The following is a 20,712-nucleotide window of genomic DNA, read 5'->3' as shown; positions in this document are numbered from 1 at the left end:
CCAGGCTGACGCCAATAGTGACTTGCATTGACGTCAGCCTGGCGTCATAGTGGTGCCATGAACATCGACAGCTATCTCGAGTCGGTCCGCCGCGGTGTGCGCAACGCCGCCGCCCTGGCCGACGACCGCACCCAGCAGGTGGCGGACCAGCTCAGCGCCGCGCTGGAGTCCACGGTCCGCCTCACCCTCGTCCAGGCCCTGGCCGATGCCGCCACCGAGGTCAGCGCCCAGCTGGCTCCGAGCTCGGTGTCGGTGCGGATGGACGGGGACGAACCGCACTTCGACGTCACCCTGGTCGAGGCCGAGGACGAGCCGGAGGTGATCGCCCCCGACGAGCCGGTCACCGAGCCGTCGGCGGAGGACGAGGCCACGGCCCGGATCAGCCTCCGGCTGCCGCAGTCGCTCAAGACGCGGGTGGACCAGCTGGCCGACGCGCAGGGCGTCTCCACCAACGTCTGGCTGACCCAGGTCATCACCCGGGCCATCATGCGCGGCGGCCGCCGCGAGCGCTGGGGTGAGGAGCGCGGTGGGCACCGTGGCGGACCCGTCCCGCCGGTGCCACCGGTGCCCCCGTTCGGCCCCGACTTCCCGTTCGGCCCGGGTTCGCCCTTCGGCGGCCGGGGACGCGGCCGCGGAGGTCGGCGCGGCCCCGGCCCACGGGGCGGCCGCGGCGGCCCCGAGACCGGCGGGAACGTGCAGGGGTGGGTCCGATGACCGCCTCCGCGCCCACCACGCGCACCGTCGAGGCTGCTGCCGCCACCGCGCTGCAGGTGGAGCTACGGGCCGGGCGGGTCGAGCTGCGCCCCGCCCCGGAGGGCACCACGGGCATCCGCGGCACGCTCACCGGCGAGCCGGACGTGGTCGAGCAGATCGCCGTCACCACGTCCGGCGACACCCTCGTCGTCGAGCAGCCCGCCCCGAGCGGCTGGTCACCGTCGGAGCTGCTGCAGCGGGTCACGCTCAGCCTGGAGGTCCCGGACGGGTCGCGGCTGCGGTCCACCACCGGAGCGGCCGAGCTGTCCAGCCAGGTCGGGCTGGAGGCCGCCTCCGTGCAGACCGGGGCGGGCGAGGTCCGGCTCGCCCGGGTCGGCGAGCTGGTGCTGCACGCCGGGGCCGCCGACGTCGCCGTCGAGGAGCTCACCGGTCCGGGCCGCATCACCACGGGGGCCGGCGCCGTCCGCCTCGGCCGGGTGACCGGCTCGCTCAGCGCCCGCACCGGGGCCGGCGACGTCGAGGTCGACCGGCTGGAGGCGCCGCTGCAGGCCCACACCGCCGCCGGTTCGCTCACGGTCCGCGCCACCACCGCCTCGGTGGAGGCGCGCACGGCGGTCGGGACGATCACCGTCGGCGTGGCCGACGAGATCCCGACACTGGTCGACCTGCACTCGGGTCTGGGCCGGGTCCGGGTGGAGCTGCCGCCCACCGAGCCGCCGGCGGCCGACGACCGGTGGCTGCGTGTGCACGCCCGCAGCGCGACGGGCGACATCCTGCTCCACCGCGCCTGATCCGGGCGCCGCGGTGGCTCAGCCGTCCTCCCCGCCCAGCAGCTGACCGGCGCGCCCCGAACCGAGCAGCCGCAGCAGCTGCGACACCCCCGGATGGGTGCCGGCCAGCACGTCGGCGGCGGAGAGGTACTCCTCCGGCGTGGCCACCCCTCGGAGCGCCGCCTCGAGCCGTTCGGCCGGCGCGGTCCGGGGGCCGGTCCGGCGGGTGCTCAGCAGGTCCCCGCCGGCCTGGACCGCCGCCACCGCGGCCAGGGCCACCGAGACGTCCATCCGCCCCGCCTCGACGGCGTCCACCGCGTCGTTCATCGCCTGCAGCCGGGCGGCGGCCAGCGGGTTGGCGATCTTCACCCGGTGGGCGTTGATGAGCTGGGACAGCATCGGCGCCGAGATGCCGAGCGCCCGGGCCAGCTCGGCCTGGTTGAGACCCAGGACCTGCCCGCAGCGTCGCAGCACCTCACTCAGCGGCGCCCCGTACAGGGCCGTCTGGGCCACCCGCACCTCATCGCTCATCCTCCACCTCCGTCGCCTGGATCCTGGCAGCGTGCGGTGGGAGCGACAACCGCGGAGGGGCCCGCCCGTACCGGCGTCGGACGGGTTGACACCTGACCCCGGGCCCCGGCATGCTCCGGACCATGATTTGCAATCGCAAACATCCGCTGCGGTCCGGCGCCGCCACGCTCGCCGCCTCGCTGCTCCTCGCGCTCGTGGTCGCCGGCCCGCAGGCGTCCGCGGACGAGCAGACGGCGAGCGGCCGGATGATGTTGGTCCTGGACGCCTCGGGGTCGATGGCGGAGGAGGCGGCCGGCGGGGTGACCAAGATCGAGGCGGCCCGGGAGAGCCTCCGCGCCGTCACCGACGCGCTGCCGGCGGACCAGCCGGTCGGGCTGCGGGTGTTCGGTGCGGAGGTCTTCTCCGCCGACGACCCGGGCGCCTGCACCGACTCCCAGCAGGTGGTGGCCCCCGGCACCGGCAACCGGGACGAGCTGCGGGAGGCGGTCGAGGCGTACGAGCCCTACGGGGAGACGCCCACCGGGCACGCCCTGCAGGAGGCCGGCAAGGACCTGGGCGGGGAGGGCCAGCGCACGATCATCCTGGTCTCCGACGGCGAACCGACCTGCGAGCCCGACCCGTGCGAGGTGGCCGCGCAGCTGTCCGAGGACGGCATCGACCTGCGGATCGACGTGGTCGGGCTCAACGTGTCCGGCGAGGCGCGGGAGTCGCTGCAGTGCATCGCCGAGCAGGGCAACGGCACCTACTACGACGCCGACGACGCCGACAGCCTGACCGACAGCCTGACCCGGGTCTCGGAACGCTCCTCCCGCCCGTTCGACCTCACCGGAGAGCCGGTCGAGGGCGCTGCGGACCCCGAGCAGGGCCCGGCGCTCGGCACGGGTATCTACCTCGACACGATCCCCAGCACCGGCGAGCTGTGGTACCGGGTGCCGCGCACCGTCCCCGGCTCCACCCTCCACGTCGGCGCCGCCTTCCAGTACGTCAGCTCCAACAACAACGTCTACCTCAAGGTCTTCGACGACCCGACCGGTCCGGCGTGCGCGAGCGTGCTGGTCCACCGGATGCTGTCGTGGGGGCGGCCCCTGGTGAACCAGGCGGCCTCCACCTGGTCCGACGACCCGGAGGACGGCTGCAACACGGCCGACACCGTGTACGTCCAGCTGGAGTCCTCCGACGAGGACATCGCCGGCCGTCCGCTGCAGCTGGTGGTCTACGAGGAGCCCCCGCTGGCCGACCCGACCCAGCGCGACCTGCCGCCGCGTCCGGACGACCCGGCCTGGACGACCCTCGAACCCGCCGACGACCCGGTCGACGGCGTCGTCCCCGGCACCAGCCTGGCCAGCGCCCCGGTGGTGGAGGACGGCAGCTACGCCCTCGACATCACCACCGAGGAGACGCAGGTGCTGGCCGTCCCGCTCGACTGGGGACAGGACCTGCAGGTCCAGCTGGACGCGGTCTGGCCCGAGGACGCCTGGCAGGTCGAGATCCGGGTGATCAGCCCGCTGCGCGGCCGCGGCAACGTGGACTTCCTCGCCTCGGAGCCCGGTGACTGGACCACCACCGCGCTGCCCAACCTGCGGGCCGGTGAGCCGGTGCGACTCGGTGCCCAGACCCTGACCACCGCCTTCCGCCACCGCAGCGGCAGCGCGGAGGAGGCCGGGGCGGCCCTGCCGGGATTGCGCTACGTCGAGGTGTCCTTCCGCGGCGACGACGAGGACGTGCCGGTCAACCTGCCCTACACCCTCACCCTGCAGACCAACGGCACCGCCGGCGAGGGCGCCCCGACCTACGTCGACGGGACCGGGCTGGTCCCGCCCTCGGCCGACTTCGCCATCACGGCCGGCAACCGTCCCGACCAGGCCGGTGCCGGGGAGGACGCCTCGCCGTCGGCCGCGCCGAGCAGCGAGCCGGACGGAGAGCCCTCGGCCCCGGCGGGTGGACCGGTCGACGACGACCCCACGGCCGGTCCGCCGGTCCTCGCGCTCGCCCTCGGTGGTGCCGGGCTGGCCCTGCTGGTGGCGGCGGTGGTGCTGCTGGTGGTCCGGCTCCGACGCTGACCCACCGGCCCGCTCAGAGCAGGAGCAGGGCGACCACGACCAGCACGACCCCGAGCCCGGCGAGCACGACCGGGAGCAGCAGCCCGCGGCCACGGCCGTCCCGGCTGACGACCCGGGTGGGCCCGGCCGACGCCGGACCCTGCTGTGACCAGCCGGCGTCCGGCCTCCCCGGACCACCGGCCCCCGGCGGCGTGACCGGCGGCGCGGGCCGCAGCGGCTCGTCCCGACCGGTGGCCTGCTGCGGGGCACCGGGGGACGGGGTGGCGGGTACCGGACCGTCGGCGCTCCAACCGGCGGGCAGCTCCGGGAGGTGGCGGAACACCTCCACCTCCTCCTCGCCGCGGGGCACCTCGACGGCCCGGACGGCGAGCAGGGCCTCGGCCGCCGTCCGGTAGCGCGCAGCCGGCCGCTCGGCGCAGAGCCGTTCGGCGACGTCGGCCAGCGACCCGGGACGCGGGTCGGGCAGCCGACCGCGGCCACCGCTGAGCAGCTCGCGCACCACGACGCCGGCCGAGTACAGGTCCTGGCGCGGATCGGGGTCCGCCCCGTCCTCCGCCTCGGGGGCGGCGTAGCCGGGGGTGAGCAGCCGGTCCGTGCTGGCCGTCAACCGCGGCTGGTCGATCCCGGCCGCGATGCCGAAGTCGGACAGCAGCAGGTGCGGGCGGCCCCGTCCGGTCGCCCGCAGCAGCAGGTTGGCCGGTTTGACGTCGCGGTGGACGAGGCCGGCCGCGTGCACCGCCACCAGCGCCTGCAGCAGCTGGTCGGTGAGCTCGCGCACCCACAGCGGGGGCAGCGCGCCGTAGTCGGCGAGCAGCAGCGCGACCGAGCCGCCGTCGACCAGCGGCATGGTGAACAGCACCCGGTCGTCCTCGGCGGACCAGCCGGTCGGGGCCACCACGTGCGGGTGGTCGATCCGGGTCGCGGTCTCCCGGACGAACCGCAGCAGCGCGGCGCCGTCGGAACGTTCCAGCAGCTTCGCGGCGCGGTAGCACCGGTCGCGCCGGTCCCACACCCGCCAGACCGAGCCCATCCCGCCCTCGTCGAGCAGGTCGACGAACACGTAGCGGCCGGCGAACACCTCCCCCACGGTCGTGGCCCCGGACGCCGGGTCAGACCACCGTGCGGTGGAAGTTCAGGTGCGAGCGGGACGGGGTCGGGCCGCGCTGGTTCTGGTAGCGGGAGCCGTACCCCGTCGATCCGTAGGGCTGCTCGGCCGGGGAGGACAGCGCGAAGAAGCAGAGCTGGCCGATCTTCATCCCCGGCCACAGCTTGATCGGCAGCGTGGCGACGTTGGACAGCTCCAGCGTCACGTGCCCGGAGAACCCGGGGTCGATGAACCCGGCGGTGGAGTGGGTGAGCAGCCCCAGGCGTCCCAGCGAGGACTTGCCCTCCAGCCGGGCCGCCACGTCGTCGGGCAGGGTCACCGTCTCCAGCGTGCTGCCCAGCACGAACTCGCCGGGGTGGAGGATGAAGGGCTCCTCCCCCTTCGGCTCGACCATCCGGGTCAGCTCGGGCTGGTCCTCCGACGGGTCGATGTGGGGGTAGCGGTGGTTCTCGAAGATGCGGAAGTAGCGGTCCAGCCGGACGTCCACGCTGGAGGGCTGCACCATCTGCGGTGTCCACGGGTCCAGGGCGATCCGGCCGGCGTCGATGCGCGCGCGGATGTCGCGGTCGGAGAGCAGCATGGCCGCACCCTAACGGTCTAGCGGGGGTTGGCGGCGATCAGCGTGTTGAGCCACTGCCGCTTCGGGTCGCCGTCGACCAGCATCGTCTTGACGAACAGCGTGGCCGGCAGCGCCAGCAGCGCCCCGAGGGGGCCGAAGACGAAGGCCCAGAAGGTCAGCGACAGGAACGACATCGCCGTCGTGACCCCGACGGCGTCCCCGGTGAAGCGGGGCTGGATGACGGTCTGCACGGTGAAGTTGAGCACCGAGTAGATGGCGACCACCCACAGCATGAGCGGCCAGCCGCCCTCGAGCAGCCCGAGCAGGGCCGGCGGCACCAGACCGATGACGAACCCGATGTTGGGGATGAAGTTGGTGATGAAGGAGACCAGACCCCACAGCAGCGCCAGCGGGATGCCGAGGATGACCAGGGCGACGACGTCGAGCACGGCGACGATCAGCCCGAACACCGCCGTCACCACCCAGTAGCGCCGGACGCCGATGGCGAAGCTGTCGAGCGCGGCGACGAACTGCGGGTTGGCCCGCGAGGCGAGCCGGAGCCGCCGGGGGATGTCGGCGGAGTCGAACATCAGGAACAGCAGCACCACCAGCAGGAAGACGAACAGGGAGGTGGCGTTGAGCAGGCTGCCGAGGAAGCCCTGCAGGGTGGTGAACAGCGAGGAGACGTCGAAGTTGTCGAGCTGCTGCTGCAGCTGGGTGGAGCCGAGCCCGATCCGGCCGAGCTGCTCCAGGCCGTCGTTGTAGAGCTCGACGAACTGCGACTGGTAGGTGGGCATGGCCGTGATCAGCTGGGCGATCGACAGACCCATCGCGATGGTCAGCCCGACCACCGTGACGTAGAGGACGACCCCGCAGATGACGGCCGCGACCGCCCGCGGCACCTTGCGCACCACCAGCCACCGGTGCAGCGGGTGCACGGTGATGACGAGGGTCAGCGCCAGGAAGGTCGGGGCGACGATGTCGGCCGCCACCCGCAGACCGGCGCAGACGATGACGACCGCGGCCGCGCCGAGCAGGATCCGCAGGCCGCGGTTGACATCCCGGCCGGAGGCGGGAGCAGGGGTCTCGGCGTCGGCCATGGGCCTGAGCGTAGCGGTCGGCCTCCCCGGGTCGGCTCGGCCGAGCGGGGTGCCCGGGTCGGCTCCGGGTCGGCTCGGGGAGCCCCCCGGGAGAAGGCGCGTCAGTGCTTGGTGCGGCGGACCTCGAGGCTGTTCTCGCCGAAGGAGACCGAGTGGCCCTCCCCCACCCGCACCGGTTCCCCGGGTGGGCAGCCCTCGTAGTCGCCGTAGGGTGCCGCGACCGCCGAGCCGTTGGTCGAGCCGCGGTCGACCACGTACAGGCCGCGCGCGTCGACGCCGACGGCGAGGTGGGTCTTGGACACGGTCCGGTCGGCCTGGTCGATGGTCACCAGCTCGGCCGCCTCCTCCCCGGGACGCGGTCGCGGGTTGCGCCCGATCAGCACCAGGCCCTTGACCCGCACCTCGCGGCCGTCGTCGAGGGCGAGCACCCAGCCCTCGTCCGGGGCTCGCCCGCGCCGGCCGGGCTCGTCGCGCCGGGGGGCGTCGACCTCGGGGTCGAGGGCCCGCGCCCCGCGTCGCGGTGCCGGGGCGGAGGTCGTCGGCAGCTCGGTGGTGGGCGCCGGGTCGATGTCGGGGACGGCCCGGGCCCGGCGGCCGCTGGTGGCCGGAGGAGGCGGGGTCGCCGAGGCCGCGCTGGCCGGCGGAGCCGGGTCCCCGGGCGGACGTCCCCAGCGGGCGCGCTCGTCGAGCTCGGGTGGGAGGTCGGCCGGGCGCGGCGAGACCCACCCCGTCGGGCCGGAGGCCGGACGCTCCGGCGTGGGACCGCCGGTCGGACCGGTCGTCCCGCCGCGTGGAGGTGTTCCGAGGCCGTTGCCGGAGACCCACTCGCTGGCCGAGGGCGCCGAGCCGGCCGAGCGTGCCGAACCAGCCGAGCGCGCCGAGGCGGCCGACGCGGGGCCGGGTGCGCTGGCGGCCGACGACGCCGAGGCGGCGGAGCTGCCGGAGGTGGCGGAGCTGGCGGAAGTGGCGGAGGTGGCGGAGCTGGCGGAGGTGGCGGAGGTGGCGGAGCTGGCGGAGGTGGCGGAGCTGCCGGAGGTGGCGGGAACCGGGGCGGCCGGGGCCGACAGCGACGGGGTGGCCGGAGCCGACGGCGTGGCGGCAGCGCTCGGACGTCCTGGCTCGCCGGTCGACCGCGGCGCCGACTCCGGGGCCTGGCGCCGTCCCACCGGCGGACGCGGTGCGGTGCGCTCCCGGATGACCACCGAGGAGGCCAGCCGGTCGTGCCAGCCCTGGCGGCGGGCGTCGCGGGCCAGGAAGACCGCCAGCAGCACCAGGCCGACCACGGTGGCCCCGAGGGCGCCCAGCACCGCCTGGCGCCCGAGCACCCGGAGCCAGCCGACCGGGCGACCGTCGTGCAGGCCGACCAGCTGCAGCCGGGCCAGCCGCATGCCGGGGCTGGCCGTGGTGACGGCGAGCATGTACCAGACCACCAGACCCCAGGCGAGCGTCAGCAGGCCGGCCGTGGTGGCGAGCACGAGGAAGACCACCGCCGCCTGCACCCACAGCGTCACCGCCAGCACGAAGGCGACCTGCACCAGCACCGGGACGCCCCAGTCGAGCACAGCGGCAGCCAGGCGGCGCCCGAGCGGACCGGTCTGCACGCCGGGCGGCAGCACGTCGCCGGCCGGTACGTCCTCAGCGCTCACCGGGCGTCCCGGGGGAGGGGTCCGTGGCTGGTCCTCATCGTTCCGCTCCTCCTCGACTGCTCACCGGCGCTCCTGGAGTCGGCCCGCTCGCTCGCGGCCCGCGCCCCATGATCGCCTAACGCCGACCACTCGCCAACCGTGCCTCGTCGGGGGGCGTTCGCCCCCCGCGCCCGGGATCGTCGCCGGCCTCCGCCCCTCACGCACGCCGGGGGTGTGGCCGAACCGTCGCTGCGAGCCCGCGCATCCCCCACTCCGGCCACACCGGCGGGCGCGGGGCGCAGCCGGTTCAGGACTGCTGGAGGTAGGTGAGGACGGCCAGCACGCGACGGTGGTCGTCGCCGGAGACCTCCAGCCCGAGCTTGGCGAAGACGGCGGCGACGTTCTTGCCGACCGCGGACTCGGTGACCACCATCTGCGCGGCGATCGCGGCGTTGGAGCGTCCGCTGGCCATCAGCTGCAGGGTCTCCCGCTCCCGCGGGGTGAGGGTGGCGAGCACGTCCTCCCGCCGGCCGAGCAGCCGCGAGACCACCTCCGGGTCCATCACCGTGCCCCCGGCGGCCACCCGGCGGACGGCGTCGACGAAGTCGGCCACCCGGTTCACCCGGTCCTTCAGCAGGTAGCCGACGCCGCTTCCGGCGGACGCCAGCAGCTCGCGGGCGTAGAGCTGCTCGACGTACTGCGAGAGCACCAGCACCGGCAGCCCGGGGCGCTCGGCCCGGATCTCCAGCGCCGCCCGCAGGCCCTCGTCGGTCCCGGTGGGCGGCAGCCGGACGTCCAGCACGGCGATGTCGAAGTCGTCGCGTCGCAGCGCCTGGCGCAGGTGCGGCTCGTCGGCGACCGCCGCGGTGACCGTGATCCCGTTGAGCTCGAGGAGCTGGATCAGACCTTCTCGGAGGAGGGTGTGGTCTTCGGCGACGAGGGCTCGCACGGCATCTCCAGGGTCACGGTGGTGGGCCCGCCGACCGGGCTGGCGAGGTGGAGGCTACCGTCGAAGGCCCGCAGCCGCCGTTCGATGCCGGCCAGCCCGCTGCCCGCCCCGACGGCCGCGCCGCCGTGCCCGTCATCGGTCACCGAGGCGCTCACCGAACCCTCGCGCAGGGTCAGCACCACGCCGGCGCGGGTGGCCCCGGAGTGCTTGACCACGTTGGCCAGCGCCTCGGCCACCCCGAAGTAGAGGCAGGTCTCGACCGGCGCCTCCAGCCGCCGCGACCTACCGCCGTCCGGGCCGTCGGCCGGCTCCACCTCGAAGCCGTGCACGGTCAGGGTGGTCGGCACGGCGGTGTCGAGCACCAGGCTGCGGACGGCGCCGACCAGCCCGCGGTCGGCCAGCACCGGCGGGTGGATGCCGCGGACCAGCGCGCGCAGCTCCTGCATGGTCGAGGTGGTCGCCTCGGAGGCGGAGGCCAGCAGCGCACGGGCCCGCTCCGGATCGGTGCGGATCAGCTGCTCGACCAGCCCGAGGTTCATCCCCAGCGAGGCCAGCCGAACCTGGACGCCGTCGTGCAGGTCGCGCTCGATCCGGCGCAGCTCGGCCGCGGCGGCGTCCCGGGTCTCGGCCCGGGAGCTGCTCAGCGTGTCCACCCGGCCCTGCAGCCGGCTGGAGCGGGTGGGGCCGAGCAGCGCCCGGGTCATCACCGCCCACCCGGTCATCAGGCCCGGGGTGGTGACCCACCAGAGCAGGACCGCCAGCCCGGCGACCGGCCACATCCAGAAGCCCTCGGTCCAGTGGTCGAGCACGACCAGCGGACCCAGCGGGTCGTTGAAGATCCCGGGCGGGGTGACCGCCAGCAGCAGCGGCATCGCCAGGTAGAACAGCGCGGCGCCGAACAGGGTGAGGACGAGGGTGGCCAGGGTGAACCCGACGGTGCACGACAGCAGCACCCACAGCAGGTCGCGCCAGGTGGCGGGATCGGTCAGCAGCACCCGCACCCAGCTGAACATGCCGGCGGGGCCGCGTCCGCGCGGCAGCGGCCGGTAGGGGCGGGGGACGCGGTTGCCGCCGATGCTCCCGGCCAGCCAGCGGGCGCCGTCGCACCACAGCCGCAGCAGCAGGACGGCCCCGAGGAACATCGGCACGCCCAGCCAGACCACGAACAGCGGGAGGGCGGTGACGACGAGGACGAACGGGACCAGCCCGATCATGGTGAGGACGACGAGGACCAGGCTCGTCAGGGTCAGCTTCGCTCGCAGTGCCATGCCTCCAGGCTGGGCCCGCGGGGACGCCGGCGCAGTGGGGCTGGCACCCGGATCGGTCATGGTCCCTCCCCCCGGTCAGGGGCCCTCAGGAGCTGCTGGCCAGGGTGAGGGTGACCCCGTCGCCGAGGTGCAGCTGCCACCCCGGCTGGACGACCACCGCCTCCCCCGGGGTGAGCCGGCGGGGGCTCTCACCGGGTCGGGCCAGCGTGGTGCCGTTGGTCGAGTGCAGGTCGGTGACGGTGACGTCCCAGCCCTCCGGCGCCAGCTGCAGGTGCGTGCGCGAGATGTCGGAGTGCGGGCTGGGGACGGTCAGCAGCCGGGCGTCGCCGGGCCCGCGGTCGGCCGACGGGGAGCGTCCCACCAGGACGACCCGGTCGACCTCGACGGGCCGGCCCTCGGGCGGGTGCACCACCAGCTGCACCGGGCGCGGGAGCAGCCGCGGCTGCTGGGAGGGCACGCGTCCGCCGCAGCGCCGGCAGACGGGGGCGTCGGGTGGGTTCGGGTGGCCCCCGGCGCACAGGGTGGCCAGCACCAGCGGACCGGCGGGCGCGGGCTCGTCGTCCTCGCGCCGGGGCGGGGACGACTGCAGCACGGTGGCGCCGTCGTGGTCGAGGTCGTGGTCCGCTGAGCCGGGCGCGGCAGGCAGCGGCGGGACGCCGCCCGGCGGACGGCCGGGGGTGGGTGCCGGCGCGCCGGAGCCGGTCCCCGTCCCGCCCGGGCCAGCGGGTGCGCCCGGTGCCACGTCCGGGCCGGAGGGCCGGGGACCTGCCTGGCCGGGACCCGGCGGTCCGGGGCGGTCGTGCAGGTCGGGCCGGTACGGACCGGACGGGTGCGGTCCGGGTGCCGCCGGGGCGCCCGGTGGGCGGACGCGGGGGTCCGAACGGTCCGGACGGTACGGGTGGGGCACTCCGGACGGAGGGCCGCCGGGAGCGCCGGGGGGAGGCGGGCCCGGCTGACCGCGGAGGGGCTGGCCAGGATGGGGTCCCGCGGCCCCCGGTCCACCCGGGACCAGACCTCCGGGCACCGCCGCCCCGGCACCCGGCAGGCCCGGCACGGCACCTCCGGTGTCGGGTTGCGGCGGCCGGACCGGCGGACCGGGCGGGACGGGTGCCCCGGGAGCGGCTCGCCCGGGGCCGTCCGGGAGGACCGGCCAGCCGTAGCCCTCGCCCGGCGGTGGGGCCGGTGTCTGGGAGGACCCGGCCGGGAGCCGGTCCGGCGCCGACCTCGCCGGGGCGGCGCCCCGTTCGGGGTGCCAGTGCTCGGACATGAACTCGGTGCGGCCGTCGAGCAGGTCCTCCTCGGTCGCCGGGCCGAGGTCGGACTCCGGTGGCACTGCTCCGGGCTCGACGGGTGAGCTGCCGGGGTGCCCGTGGGGCTCCGCGCCGGGTCCGGCCTCGAGCGCGTCGGGCACGTCGGCGGGGTCGAGCTCGCCGGTGTCCTCCAGCTCGGCGTCGTCGACGGCGTCCGGCCCACCGTCCTGCCCCTGGTCCCCTCCAGCGTGCCCGGTCGCCGGTGCCTCGGCCGGCACATCGGCGGCGGCGAGGTGGGCCGCGGCGGCCGCCCGCTCCTCGGCATCCGGCCAGGGCTGGTCGCCGGTCGCCTCGTCGTCCAGCGGCCCCGGCTCGGCCAGGTCACCGACGGCGCCCGGATCCGGTCCGGCGACGTCGACGGCGCCGGCGTCGTCGTCCACGACGCCCTGCGCGGATGCCCCGTCCTCCGGCGCGGGCGCGTGCCCCAGCCGGGTCCCCGGCTGTGCAGATGAGGGCTGGGCGGGTGAGGGCTGGGCGGGTGAGGGCTGGGCAGGTGAGGGCTGGGCAGGTGAGGGCTGGGCGTTCGGGAAGGGCACGGACGGCACGTGCGCGTGCGAGGGCACCACGAACGGCTGCGGCGATCGCACCGGCGCGGCGGCGTCCAGCACCAGGGTGGACGCCTGCACCGCCCCGACCACCAGCGGCAGCGGCAACCCGTCGGGCTCCGGCTCCGGCTCCAGCTCGACCCGGACCCGTTGCACGTCCCCGAGCCCGACCTCGTGCCAGGTGAGCACACCCTCGCCGTCGGCGACCACATCCCCCGTGTCGAGGTCCACCACCCGCACCGAGCCCCGCACCAGGGAGCGCATCCCCGAGCCGTCGTAGAAGAAGACGCCGAGGTCGGGGTGCTCCGAGCCGTGGAAGCGGGCGAGCCGCTCGACCAGGCTGTGCACGTCGGCGGCGCCCACCACCTCGTTCCACAGGTCGTCGACCCGGCCGGCGGCGTGCGCGCCGGGCTGCGGGAGCACGACCACCGAGGTGGGACCGGCCAGCACCAGCCACCCTCCGGCGGTGTAGGTGGCGCGCCACTGACCGACCTGGGTGCTGTCCATCTCGACCTCCGCCTCGGCTGCGTCCCCACGATCCTCGACCCGGGCGCGGCGAACATCAACCGCTCGGGGTGACCTTAGTGCGGCAGGGGGCCCGCGACGTCGCCCGCGCTCCCCGGGACGCGCACGGGCCCCGTCCAACCCGGAGGCGGGGACGGGGCCCGTGGCGTCGGACCGGTCGGTCAGATCGAGCTGTCGTGGGCCCCCGTGGTGCCCTGGCCACCGGCCGGGACGTCCCCGCGCCAGGCGCCGGTCTCGCTCGGGCGCGACTCGATGAAGGACTTGAAGCGCTTCAGGTCGGCCTTCACCTGGCGGTCGTCGACTCCGACGGCGGCGCCGACCTTCTCCACCAGCCCCTCGGGGTTCCAGTCCATCTGGACCGTGACCCGGGTCTGGTTGTCACCGAGGCGGTGGAAGGTGACGACACCGGCGTGGCCGACGTCGCCGTCCACGCTCTTCCACGCCACCCGCTCGTCGGGGTGCTGCTCGGCCACCTCGGTGTCGAACTCGCGGGTCTGGCCGCCGACCGTGACGACCCAGTGGTTGCGGGTCTCACTCACCTGCGTGATCGAGTCGACCCCGTCCATGAACTCGGGGAAGGACTCGAACTGCGTCCACTGGTTGTAGGCCTGGCTGACCGGCACGTCGACGTCGATGGACTCCTGGACCTGGCTCATGCTGCCTCCTCACTCGTGGGCGGCCGGGGTCTCCGGCCTCACGAGTGCACTACCCAGCCCTCCGGAGGGCATTCAGGCCCGCTGCGCCCCGGGCGTGTCGTCCTGCCGGTCGCCGGTCGCCGTCGGCCGGCGCGACCACCACGCCGCCAGCACCGAGCCCGACACGTTGTGCCACACCGAGAACAGCGCCGCCGGCAGCGCGGACTCCGGCGTGAAGTGGGTCCGCGCCAGACCGGCCGCGAGCCCGGAGTTCTGCATCCCGACCTCGACCGCCACCGCGCGGCGCGACGACTCGTCCAACCCGACCACGCGGGCGGCGAGGTAGCCCAACCCGAAGCCGCAGACGTTGTGCAGCACGACGACGAGGGCCACCAGCAGACCGGTGCTGAGGATGGCCGCGGCGCTGCCGGCCACCACCGCCAGCACCACCAGGGTGATGCCGAGCACCGACACCAGCGGCATCCACGGCAGCACCCGGGACACCAGCCGCGGCAGGAAGCGACGCAGCAGCACCCCGACCACGATCGGGGCGATGACGATCTGCACGATGGAGACGAACAGCCCGCCCGCGTCGACCGGCAGCAGGTTGCCGGCCAGCAGCAGCACCAGCAGCGGGGTGAGCAGCGGGGCCAGCAGGGTGGACACGGTGGTCATCGCCACCGACAGCGCGGTGTCGCCCTTGGCCAGGTAGACCATGACGTTGGACGCCGTCCCGCCCGGCGCCGAGCCGACCAGCACCACACCGACCGCCAGCGCCGGCGGCAGCTGGAACAGCGTGGCCAGCCCGAGCCCGAGCAGCGGCATCACCACGAACTGCGCCACCACCCCGATCGCCAGCGCCCACGGCCGGCGCGCGACCACGGTGAAGTCCCCGGTGCGCAGGGTCATGCCCATCCCGAGCATGATGAGGGCGAGCAGCCAGCTGACCGCCGGACCGAGCAGCAGGAACGGTGCCGGCACCGCGACCGCGACCGCGCCGGCCACCAGCACCACCAGCGGGAACCACGTCCCCGCCAGCCGGCTGACCCGGGTGCCGGTGCTGTCGGGCCCGGTGGGGGCCGGTGTCGAACGGTGCTCGTCGCTGCTGCTCATACCCTCGGTCCTGCTCGTCGGCTGCGTCACCGGCCCGTCGCCGTGACCGGCCCACGCTAGCGGTGGGTCGCGGCCGCGCCGGGCGGCGACCACCGTGCGACCAGCGCGGGCGGTCCGGTGGGAGGATCGGGCGGGTGAGCCCCGACCTCGACCCGGTGCCCGGGCTGGACCCCGTCAGCCGTCTCGTGCTCGACGAGGCGGGTGTCGGTCCCGACGGACCGCCCGGGGACGTGCTGGTCGTCGACGACGTCGGAGGCGCGCTGTGCCGGGGCGTGCTGGTCGCCGGCGGACGTCCGCTGGCCTGGGTGGACGACCTGCGCGAGGCCCGCGCCGCCGCCGCGGCCGGGGCCGATCTGGTGGGACGTCCCGCGCCGGCGGCCCTGGTGCTCGGACGCCTGCCGGCCGCGCTGTCGGCGCTGGACGACCTCGCCGAGCAGGTGGCCGCGGTCGCCCCGCCCGGGGTGCGGCTGGTGCTGGGCGGTCGGGTGAAGCACATGACCCGCAGCCAGAACGAGGTGCTGGCCCGCCACTTCGCCGAGGTGTCGGCCAGCCTCGGACGCCAGAAGTCGCGGGTGCTGCACGCCTCCGGCCCACTCCGCACCGCCACCCCGCACTGGCCGCGGGAGCGGGTGCTCGACCACCCCGCCCTGGGGGCGCCGCTGACCGTGCGCAGCCACGGCCGGGTCTTCGCCGAGGGACGCCTCGACGCCGGCACCCGGCTGCTGCTGGCCGCGATGGACCGGGCCGACCTGCCGCCGGGCGACGCCCTGGACTGGGGCAGCGGGGCCGGCGTGGTCGCGGCCTGGCTGGCCCGGCGCGGTCGCACCACCCGGGCGGTGGACGTCTCCGCCGCGGCGGTGGCCTCGACCGCGGCGACCGCCGCCGCCAACGGGCTGACGGTGGAGGTCACGCAGGCGGTGGGGCTGGAGCCGGTGCCGGAGCGGAGCCTGGACCTGCTGGTGAGCAACCCGCCGTTCCACGTCGGGCCGGCCAAGGACTCCACGCCCACCCTCGACCTGATCGACACCGCCGCCTCCCGGTTGCGGCCCGGCGGCGAGCTGTGGCTGGTGTGGAACGCGCACCTGCCCTACCTGCCGCGGCTGCGGCACGCCGTCGGCCCGACCGAGGTGGTCAGCCGCGACCGCAGCTACCTGGTCACCCGCAGCCGCCTGCGCTGACCCGTCCGGCGGCCGCGGGTCTCAGGCGGCTTCCAGGGCGAGCAGGGCGCGTTTGGCCTCCGGCCCGCCGCGGTAGCCGCCCATCGCGCCGTCGCTGCGCACCACCCGGTGGCAGGGCACCACGACCGGCACCGGGTTGGTGGCGCACGCCGAGCCGACCGCGCGCACCGCACCGGGGCTGCCGACCAGCGCGGCGACCTCGGCGTAGCTGGCGGTGCGGCCGAAGCCGATGCCCGGCAGCGCCTCCTGCACCCGGCGGCGGAAGGGGCTGGACAGCCGCAGGTCGACCGCGACCTCGAAGCGCTGCCGGCGCCGGGCGAAGTACTCCTCGAGCTGGCCCGCGACCGGGTCGAGCGCGCGCGGGGCCCGCAGCACCCGCGACCCCAGGGCGGTGGCCAGCGTCGCCAGCACGGCGTCGAAGCCCTCGGCGGCGAAGGCCACCCGGACCAGCCCGCGGTCCGAGGCGGCCAGCAGCAGCTCCCCGACGGGGGAGTCGACCACCCGCCAGCGCACGTCGAGCAGCCCCTCGGCCTCCGCTCGGGTGGCCAGCCGGTCGCGCAGGGCGGCGACGTCGGCGTCGGCGGCGGGCGCCAGCCGGGCGGTGAGATCGGTCATGGTCGGGTCCTCTCCTCGGTGCGGTGCAGGCCGTCCACGCGGTGCGCGAGGGCGCGGCGCAGGGCGGCGACGCCGTCGGAGGCAGCCCGTCGGGCGGCCGCCGGCGTGCCCCCGAGCAGGGCGGCCACCTCGGCGTGCGGCAGCCCGGCGACGTGGTGGTAGGCCACGCAGAGCCGCTGCTTGTGCGGCAGCGCGGCCAGGGCCGTCCACAGCTCCTCGTCGGCGACGTCGGGATTCCCCCACGACGAGGGACGCTCGGGCAGCTGCTCGGTGGGGACGGCACGCCGCGCCCGCGCCCGGGTGACGTCGATCGCCCGGCGGTGGGCGATGGTCACCAGCCAGGCCCGGACGTCGGCGTCCTCGGCCAGGTCGGGCCAGGCCCGCAGCGCCGACAGGAAGGTCTCGGACCAGGCGTCGTCGGCGTCCGGCCCGGGCCCGAGCACGGCCCGGCACACCCGCAGCACGACGGCCCCGTGGGCGTCCACCGCGTGGTCGAACGGCTGCTGCACGTCATCCTCCTGCTCGCCTGCACCCGGTGGACGTCCCGCAGGCTACGGATGTGAGGTCGGGTCCGGACGGGCCACTAGGGTGATCGCATCCTCGACCCTCGCCGACGCTCGCAGGAGGTCAAGTGCTGGACCGTGGACCAGACGCGCCCGACACCGAGGTGACCGACGCGTTCACGCGCACCGCGGCCTCCTACGACCGGCTGGTCGGGCTGAACCCGGGCTACCACGACCACCTCCTCGCCTCGGCCCGCGCCCTGCTCGAGCACGTTCCCGCCGACGGCCCGCTGCGGCTGCTCGACCTCGGCTGCGGGTCGGGCGCCTCGACCCGGGCCCTGGTGCAGGCGGTCGAGGAGACCGGGCGGTCGGAGCAGACCGAGCTGACGGGGGTGGACGCCAGCAGCGGGATGCTCGCCTCGGCCCGGATCAAGCGCTGGCCGCGCTGGGTGCGCTTCCGGCTCGGCCGGGCCCAGGACCTCGGATCGGACACCACCCGCTACGACGGCGTGCTGGCGGCCTACCTGGTGCGCAACGTGCCCGAGCGCGACCAGCTGGTGGCCGACCTGTTCGAGGTGCTGCGGCCGGGTGGGGTGCTGGTGCTGCACGAGTACGCCGTCCGGGGGCACCGGCGGGCCGCGGCGGTGTGGACCCTGGTCTGCTGGACGATCGTCATCCCGCTCGCCGCGCTGGTGGCACGCAAGGTCGACCTGCACCACTACCTGTGGCGTAGCGTCCTCGACTTCGACTCGGTGCAGCAGCTGCAGGAGCGCCTGCAACGCGGCGGGTTCACCGACATCCGCCACCGCACCGTCGGCGGCTGGCAGCGCGGCATCGTGCACACCGTGCTGGCCCGCAAGCCCGAGCAGGCGGAGCAGACCTGGCCGGCGGAGCAGGCGGCGCCAGTGGAGGACGAGCAGCCGGAGCGGGCGGGGGACGCGGCGTGACCCTGCGGCGCTGGCGTCCCGGCCGGGATCCCCGCGCCGTCCGGCACCCCGCCCAGCCGCCCCGCACCGACGCCGTCGCCCCCGCCGACGACGCCCCGCGGCACGTCGTGGTGGTCGGCGGCGGCATCGCCGGGCTGGCCGCGGCCTGCGTGCTGGCCGAGCGGGACGTCCGGGTGACGCTGGTGGAGAAGGAGGACACCCTCGGCGGGCGGGTCCGCTCCTGGCCGCTCCCGCCGCTCGCGCCCGGTGAGACCGTGCCGCGGACGATGAGCCGCGGGTTCCACGCCTTCTTCCGGCAGTACTACACGCTGCGCTCGCTGCTGCGCCGCGCCGACCCGGCCCTCGGTGCGCTGACCCCGGTCGGGGACTACCCGCTGCAGCTGGCCGGCGGCCACCGCGACTCCTTCGCCCAGATCCCGGCGACCCCACCCTGGAGCGTGCTCGGGTTCGTGCTGCAGAGCCCCTCGTTCACGCTGCCCGGGTTGGCCCGGGTGGACGTCGCCCGCGCGCTGGACCTGCTGCGGGTCGACTTCCCCCGCACCTTCATGGACCTGGACGGGGTGAGCGCCTCGGAGGTGCTGGACCGGCTGCGCTTCCCCGAGGGCGCCCGCCACCTGGCGCTGGAGGTGTTCGCCCGCAGCTTCTTCGCCTCCCCCGACGACTTCTCCGGCGGCGAGCTGGTCGGCATGTTCCACAGCTACTTCCTCGGCTCGGCCGAGGGCCTGCTCTTCGACGTCCCGGTGGGCGACTACGACCGGGTGCTCTGGGCCCCGCTCGGGCGCTACCTCGAGCAGCGGGGTGTCGCCGTCCGGCACGGCTGCACGGTGACGGGGATCGAGGACGCCGGCGAGGAGGTGGTCGTCGGCACCGACGCCGGCGAGCTGGTCGCCGACGCGGTGGTGCTGGCCACCGACCTGCGCCCGCTGCAGCAGCTGGTGGCCGACGCCGGCTGGCTGGGGGACGAGGCGTGGCGCGAACGGATCACCTCCCGGCGCAGCGCGCCTCCGTTCGCGGTCTGGCGGATGTGGCTGGACCGCCCGGCCCGGCCCGACGCGCCCGCCTTCCTCGGCACGTCCGGCTTCCCCGGCGGGCTGGACAACGTGACGATGGTGCACCGGTTCGAGGCCGAGGCGCGGGCCTGGGCCGACGCCGCCGACGGCTCGGTGGTGGAGCTGCACGCCTACGCGGTCGGGGCCCGCGGCGGCAGCACCGACGAGCCGACGCTGCGGCGCGAGCTGCGGGCCTCGCTGTCCCGGCTGCACCCCGAGCTGGACGGGGCCCGGGTGCTGGCCGAGGAGCTGCTGCTGCGCGACGACTGCCCGCTGGTCGACACGGGCCCCTGGCTGGAGCGGCCGGAGGTGGAGACCCCCGACCGCCGGGTGGTGCTCGCCGGCGACGGCATCCGCTGCGACCTCCCGGTGGCGCTGATGGAGCGGGCCGCGGTCACCGGCACCCAGGCCGCCAACGCCCTGCTGGCCCGCTGGGGCGTCCGCGGCGAGGACGTCTGGTCGGTCCCGACCCGCGGCCTGCTCGCCTGAGCCACCCTGAGCGCGTGTATGTCATCGCGCTCACGGCCGGCGTGTCGCGGCGTGTCGTGCCCCGGCAGGCCTTCGGCGTACACGTTCTCAGGGTCGGGGCACCCGGAGCGGGGCCCGGGCGGCTCGGGCAGGTGTGGACCGCGGCCCCGGCGCGGCGGGCGCCCGTGCGTCCCTGCGCGGACGGGTTCGCCATGCCCTGCCCCTGAGAACGTGTACGCAGCAGGCCGGAAGCGCCGGGACACGCCGCGACACACCGGTCGTGAGCGCGATGACATACACGTTCCCCGGGACGCGGCGGGCATGACGCGCCGGGGTCAGCGGCGGCGGAAGAGGCCCCGGAGCCCCCGCGGCTCCACCTGCTGCGGAGCGGGCGCCTCAGGCTGCAGCTCGAGCACAGGGAGGTCCGGGTCGGGCCCGCGGCCTGGGACGAGCCGGTGCGGGACGCCGGCCACGGTCAACGTGCCGCCCTGCTGCGGCACCTGCTGCTGCTCCAGGACGTCGCAGACCGCGGCCCGCAGCGCTCCGAACGCCTCGGCCGGGGTGCCCCGCGTGTGCCACAGCACGTCGATCCCGCCGAAGTCGGTCAGCCCACGGGTGAAGGCCAGCGCGGTCTTCCCGTCGCGCATCGCGTGCACCCGGAACCAGTTCTGCGTCGAGCGCTGCGCGCCCTCGCCGGCGTAGAGCACGTCGGTGGTCAGCGCCTCCTGGCTCGGCGTCCAGACGGCCTGGACCGCCTCGTGCTCGCAGACCATCGCCGTCACCGACTCCAACGCGTCCCAGGCGGCGAAGACGGTCGTCGTCACCGAGGCGCTGAGCAGCAGCGCGGAGCGGTGCTCGCGGGCGACCGGTTCGACCATCGAGCGCACCGGGCTGATCGAGGCGGCCAGGCCCAGCATCCGGTCGTGGCCGAGCGGCGGCAGCAGCATCGCCTCGACGGTCTGGTCCTGCAGGGCCATCCGCACCCCCGGCTGGGTCGAGTCGGCGAGTGAGGGGTCGAGCGTCGTCAGCAGCGGACCCACGGCCTCGAACGGCCGGTCGCAGAGCAGCACCGTCGCAGTCGGGGGTCGTCGTGCTCCTGGTCGCTCATCCGCGCTCCTGCTCGCTCGCTGCCCGTCGCGGGCA

19 protein-coding genes are annotated in these 20,712 nt (G+C 75.7%); 6 read left to right on the top strand and 13 right to left on the bottom strand.

The window, feature by feature from the left end; genetic code table 11:
• Nucleotides 1–57: 57 nt before the first annotated feature.
• Together DT076_RS08620 and DT076_RS08615 are read left to right on the top strand one after the other, a co-directional pair.
• On the top strand, nucleotides 58–714 hold the full coding sequence (locus DT076_RS08620) for a hypothetical protein (RefSeq protein ID WP_114126234.1): 657 nt from the start codon (nucleotides 58–60) through the stop codon (nucleotides 712–714).
• On the top strand, nucleotides 711–1,505 hold the full coding sequence (locus DT076_RS08615; protein WP_147264106.1) for a DUF4097 family beta strand repeat-containing protein: 795 nt from the start codon (nucleotides 711–713) through the stop codon (nucleotides 1,503–1,505). The genes DT076_RS08620 and DT076_RS08615 overlap by 4 nt, the downstream gene beginning before the upstream one ends.
• Before the next feature lie 18 nt (nucleotides 1,506–1,523).
• Here the strand turns inward: DT076_RS08615 and DT076_RS08610 are convergent, their stop codons facing one another.
• Nucleotides 1,524–2,015 carry a helix-turn-helix domain-containing protein gene (locus tag DT076_RS08610; RefSeq protein ID WP_114126232.1) on the bottom strand — a complete coding sequence of 164 codons (492 nt, stop codon included), beginning with the start codon at nucleotides 2,013–2,015 and terminating at the stop codon, nucleotides 1,524–1,526.
• A gap of 122 nt (nucleotides 2,016–2,137) precedes the next feature.
• On the opposite strand from DT076_RS08610, the gene DT076_RS08605 reads away from it, so the two are divergent.
• Entirely contained in the window at nucleotides 2,138–4,075 is a 1,938-nt protein-coding gene (locus DT076_RS08605; RefSeq protein ID WP_158548086.1) for a vWA domain-containing protein, read from the top strand.
• A 13-nt stretch (nucleotides 4,076–4,088) separates the two neighbouring features.
• Here DT076_RS08605 and DT076_RS08600 read toward each other — a convergent pair whose 3' ends face one another.
• From DT076_RS08600 to DT076_RS08560, 9 genes are all read right to left on the bottom strand, one after another.
• Nucleotides 4,089–5,153, bottom strand: a complete 1,065-nt coding sequence (locus tag DT076_RS08600; RefSeq protein ID WP_158548085.1) for a serine/threonine-protein kinase — start codon at nucleotides 5,151–5,153, stop codon at nucleotides 4,089–4,091.
• Between the two features lie 31 nt (nucleotides 5,154–5,184).
• A complete protein-coding gene (gene dcd, locus DT076_RS08595) occupies nucleotides 5,185–5,760 on the bottom strand; it encodes a dCTP deaminase (protein WP_114126229.1) in 576 nt (191 codons plus the stop codon).
• 17 nt (nucleotides 5,761–5,777) lie between these two features.
• The gene (locus DT076_RS08590) at nucleotides 5,778–6,839 is read right to left on the bottom strand and encodes an AI-2E family transporter (protein ID WP_114126228.1); all 1,062 of its coding nucleotides are present in this window, start codon (nucleotides 6,837–6,839) and stop codon (nucleotides 5,778–5,780) included.
• A 101-nt stretch (nucleotides 6,840–6,940) separates the two neighbouring features.
• Entirely contained in the window at nucleotides 6,941–8,485 is a 1,545-nt protein-coding gene (locus DT076_RS08585) for an RDD family protein (RefSeq protein WP_114126227.1), read from the bottom strand.
• A 286-nt stretch (nucleotides 8,486–8,771) separates the two neighbouring features.
• Complete coding sequence (locus DT076_RS08580) at nucleotides 8,772–9,413, bottom strand: response regulator transcription factor (protein ID WP_114126226.1); 642 nt, start codon at nucleotides 9,411–9,413, stop codon at nucleotides 8,772–8,774.
• Nucleotides 9,365–10,681 (bottom strand): sensor histidine kinase, encoded by a 1,317-nt coding sequence (locus DT076_RS08575; protein WP_233493799.1) that lies wholly within the window; start codon nucleotides 10,679–10,681, stop codon nucleotides 9,365–9,367. Before DT076_RS08575 ends, DT076_RS08580 begins: the two co-directional genes overlap by 49 nt.
• Nucleotides 10,682–10,766: 85 nt before the next feature.
• Nucleotides 10,767–13,043 carry an FHA domain-containing protein gene (locus DT076_RS20245; RefSeq protein WP_114126224.1) on the bottom strand — a complete coding sequence of 759 codons (2,277 nt, stop codon included), beginning with the start codon at nucleotides 13,041–13,043 and terminating at the stop codon, nucleotides 10,767–10,769.
• A gap of 179 nt (nucleotides 13,044–13,222) precedes the next feature.
• Nucleotides 13,223–13,717 carry an SRPBCC family protein gene (locus tag DT076_RS08565; protein ID WP_114126223.1) on the bottom strand — a complete coding sequence of 165 codons (495 nt, stop codon included), beginning with the start codon at nucleotides 13,715–13,717 and terminating at the stop codon, nucleotides 13,223–13,225.
• Between the two features lie 72 nt (nucleotides 13,718–13,789).
• Nucleotides 13,790–14,809: a bile acid:sodium symporter family protein gene (locus tag DT076_RS08560; protein WP_114126222.1), complete on the bottom strand. Its 1,020-nt coding sequence runs from the start codon at nucleotides 14,807–14,809 to the stop codon at nucleotides 13,790–13,792.
• Nucleotides 14,810–14,943: 134 nt separating this feature from the next.
• Between DT076_RS08560 and DT076_RS08555 the strand changes: the two genes are divergently transcribed.
• Nucleotides 14,944–15,987 (top strand): class I SAM-dependent methyltransferase, encoded by a 1,044-nt coding sequence (locus DT076_RS08555; RefSeq protein WP_114126221.1) that lies wholly within the window; start codon nucleotides 14,944–14,946, stop codon nucleotides 15,985–15,987.
• Nucleotides 15,988–16,008: 21 nt separating this feature from the next.
• Here DT076_RS08555 and DT076_RS08550 read toward each other — a convergent pair whose 3' ends face one another.
• Nucleotides 16,009–16,602: a methylated-DNA--[protein]-cysteine S-methyltransferase gene (locus tag DT076_RS08550; protein ID WP_114126220.1), complete on the bottom strand. Its 594-nt coding sequence runs from the start codon at nucleotides 16,600–16,602 to the stop codon at nucleotides 16,009–16,011.
• Entirely contained in the window at nucleotides 16,599–17,111 is a 513-nt protein-coding gene (locus tag DT076_RS08545) for an RNA polymerase sigma factor (RefSeq protein WP_114126219.1), read from the bottom strand. The genes DT076_RS08550 and DT076_RS08545 overlap by 4 nt, the downstream gene beginning before the upstream one ends.
• A 122-nt stretch (nucleotides 17,112–17,233) precedes the next feature.
• Between DT076_RS08545 and DT076_RS08540 the strand changes: the two genes are divergently transcribed.
• Together DT076_RS08540 and DT076_RS08535 are read left to right on the top strand one after the other, a co-directional pair.
• Nucleotides 17,234–18,052 carry a class I SAM-dependent methyltransferase gene (locus tag DT076_RS08540; RefSeq protein ID WP_233493797.1) on the top strand — a complete coding sequence of 273 codons (819 nt, stop codon included), beginning with the start codon at nucleotides 17,234–17,236 and terminating at the stop codon, nucleotides 18,050–18,052.
• Nucleotides 18,049–19,590 (top strand): FAD-dependent oxidoreductase, encoded by a 1,542-nt coding sequence (locus DT076_RS08535; RefSeq protein ID WP_199539056.1) that lies wholly within the window; start codon nucleotides 18,049–18,051, stop codon nucleotides 19,588–19,590. The genes DT076_RS08540 and DT076_RS08535 overlap by 4 nt, the downstream gene beginning before the upstream one ends.
• A 314-nt stretch (nucleotides 19,591–19,904) precedes the next feature.
• On the opposite strand, the gene DT076_RS08530 is transcribed toward DT076_RS08535, so the two are convergent.
• Nucleotides 19,905–20,639 carry a hypothetical protein gene (locus DT076_RS08530; RefSeq protein WP_114126218.1) on the bottom strand — a complete coding sequence of 245 codons (735 nt, stop codon included), beginning with the start codon at nucleotides 20,637–20,639 and terminating at the stop codon, nucleotides 19,905–19,907.
• Nucleotides 20,640–20,712: the final 73 nt, after the last annotated feature.

The sequence above is a fragment of the Desertihabitans brevis genome (assembly GCF_003327535.1).
Taxonomy (GTDB): Bacteria; Actinomycetota; Actinomycetes; order Propionibacteriales; family Propionibacteriaceae; genus Desertihabitans; species Desertihabitans brevis.
Note: the sequence above shows the minus strand (reverse complement) of the source record. Positions and strands in the feature narration are given on the sequence as shown.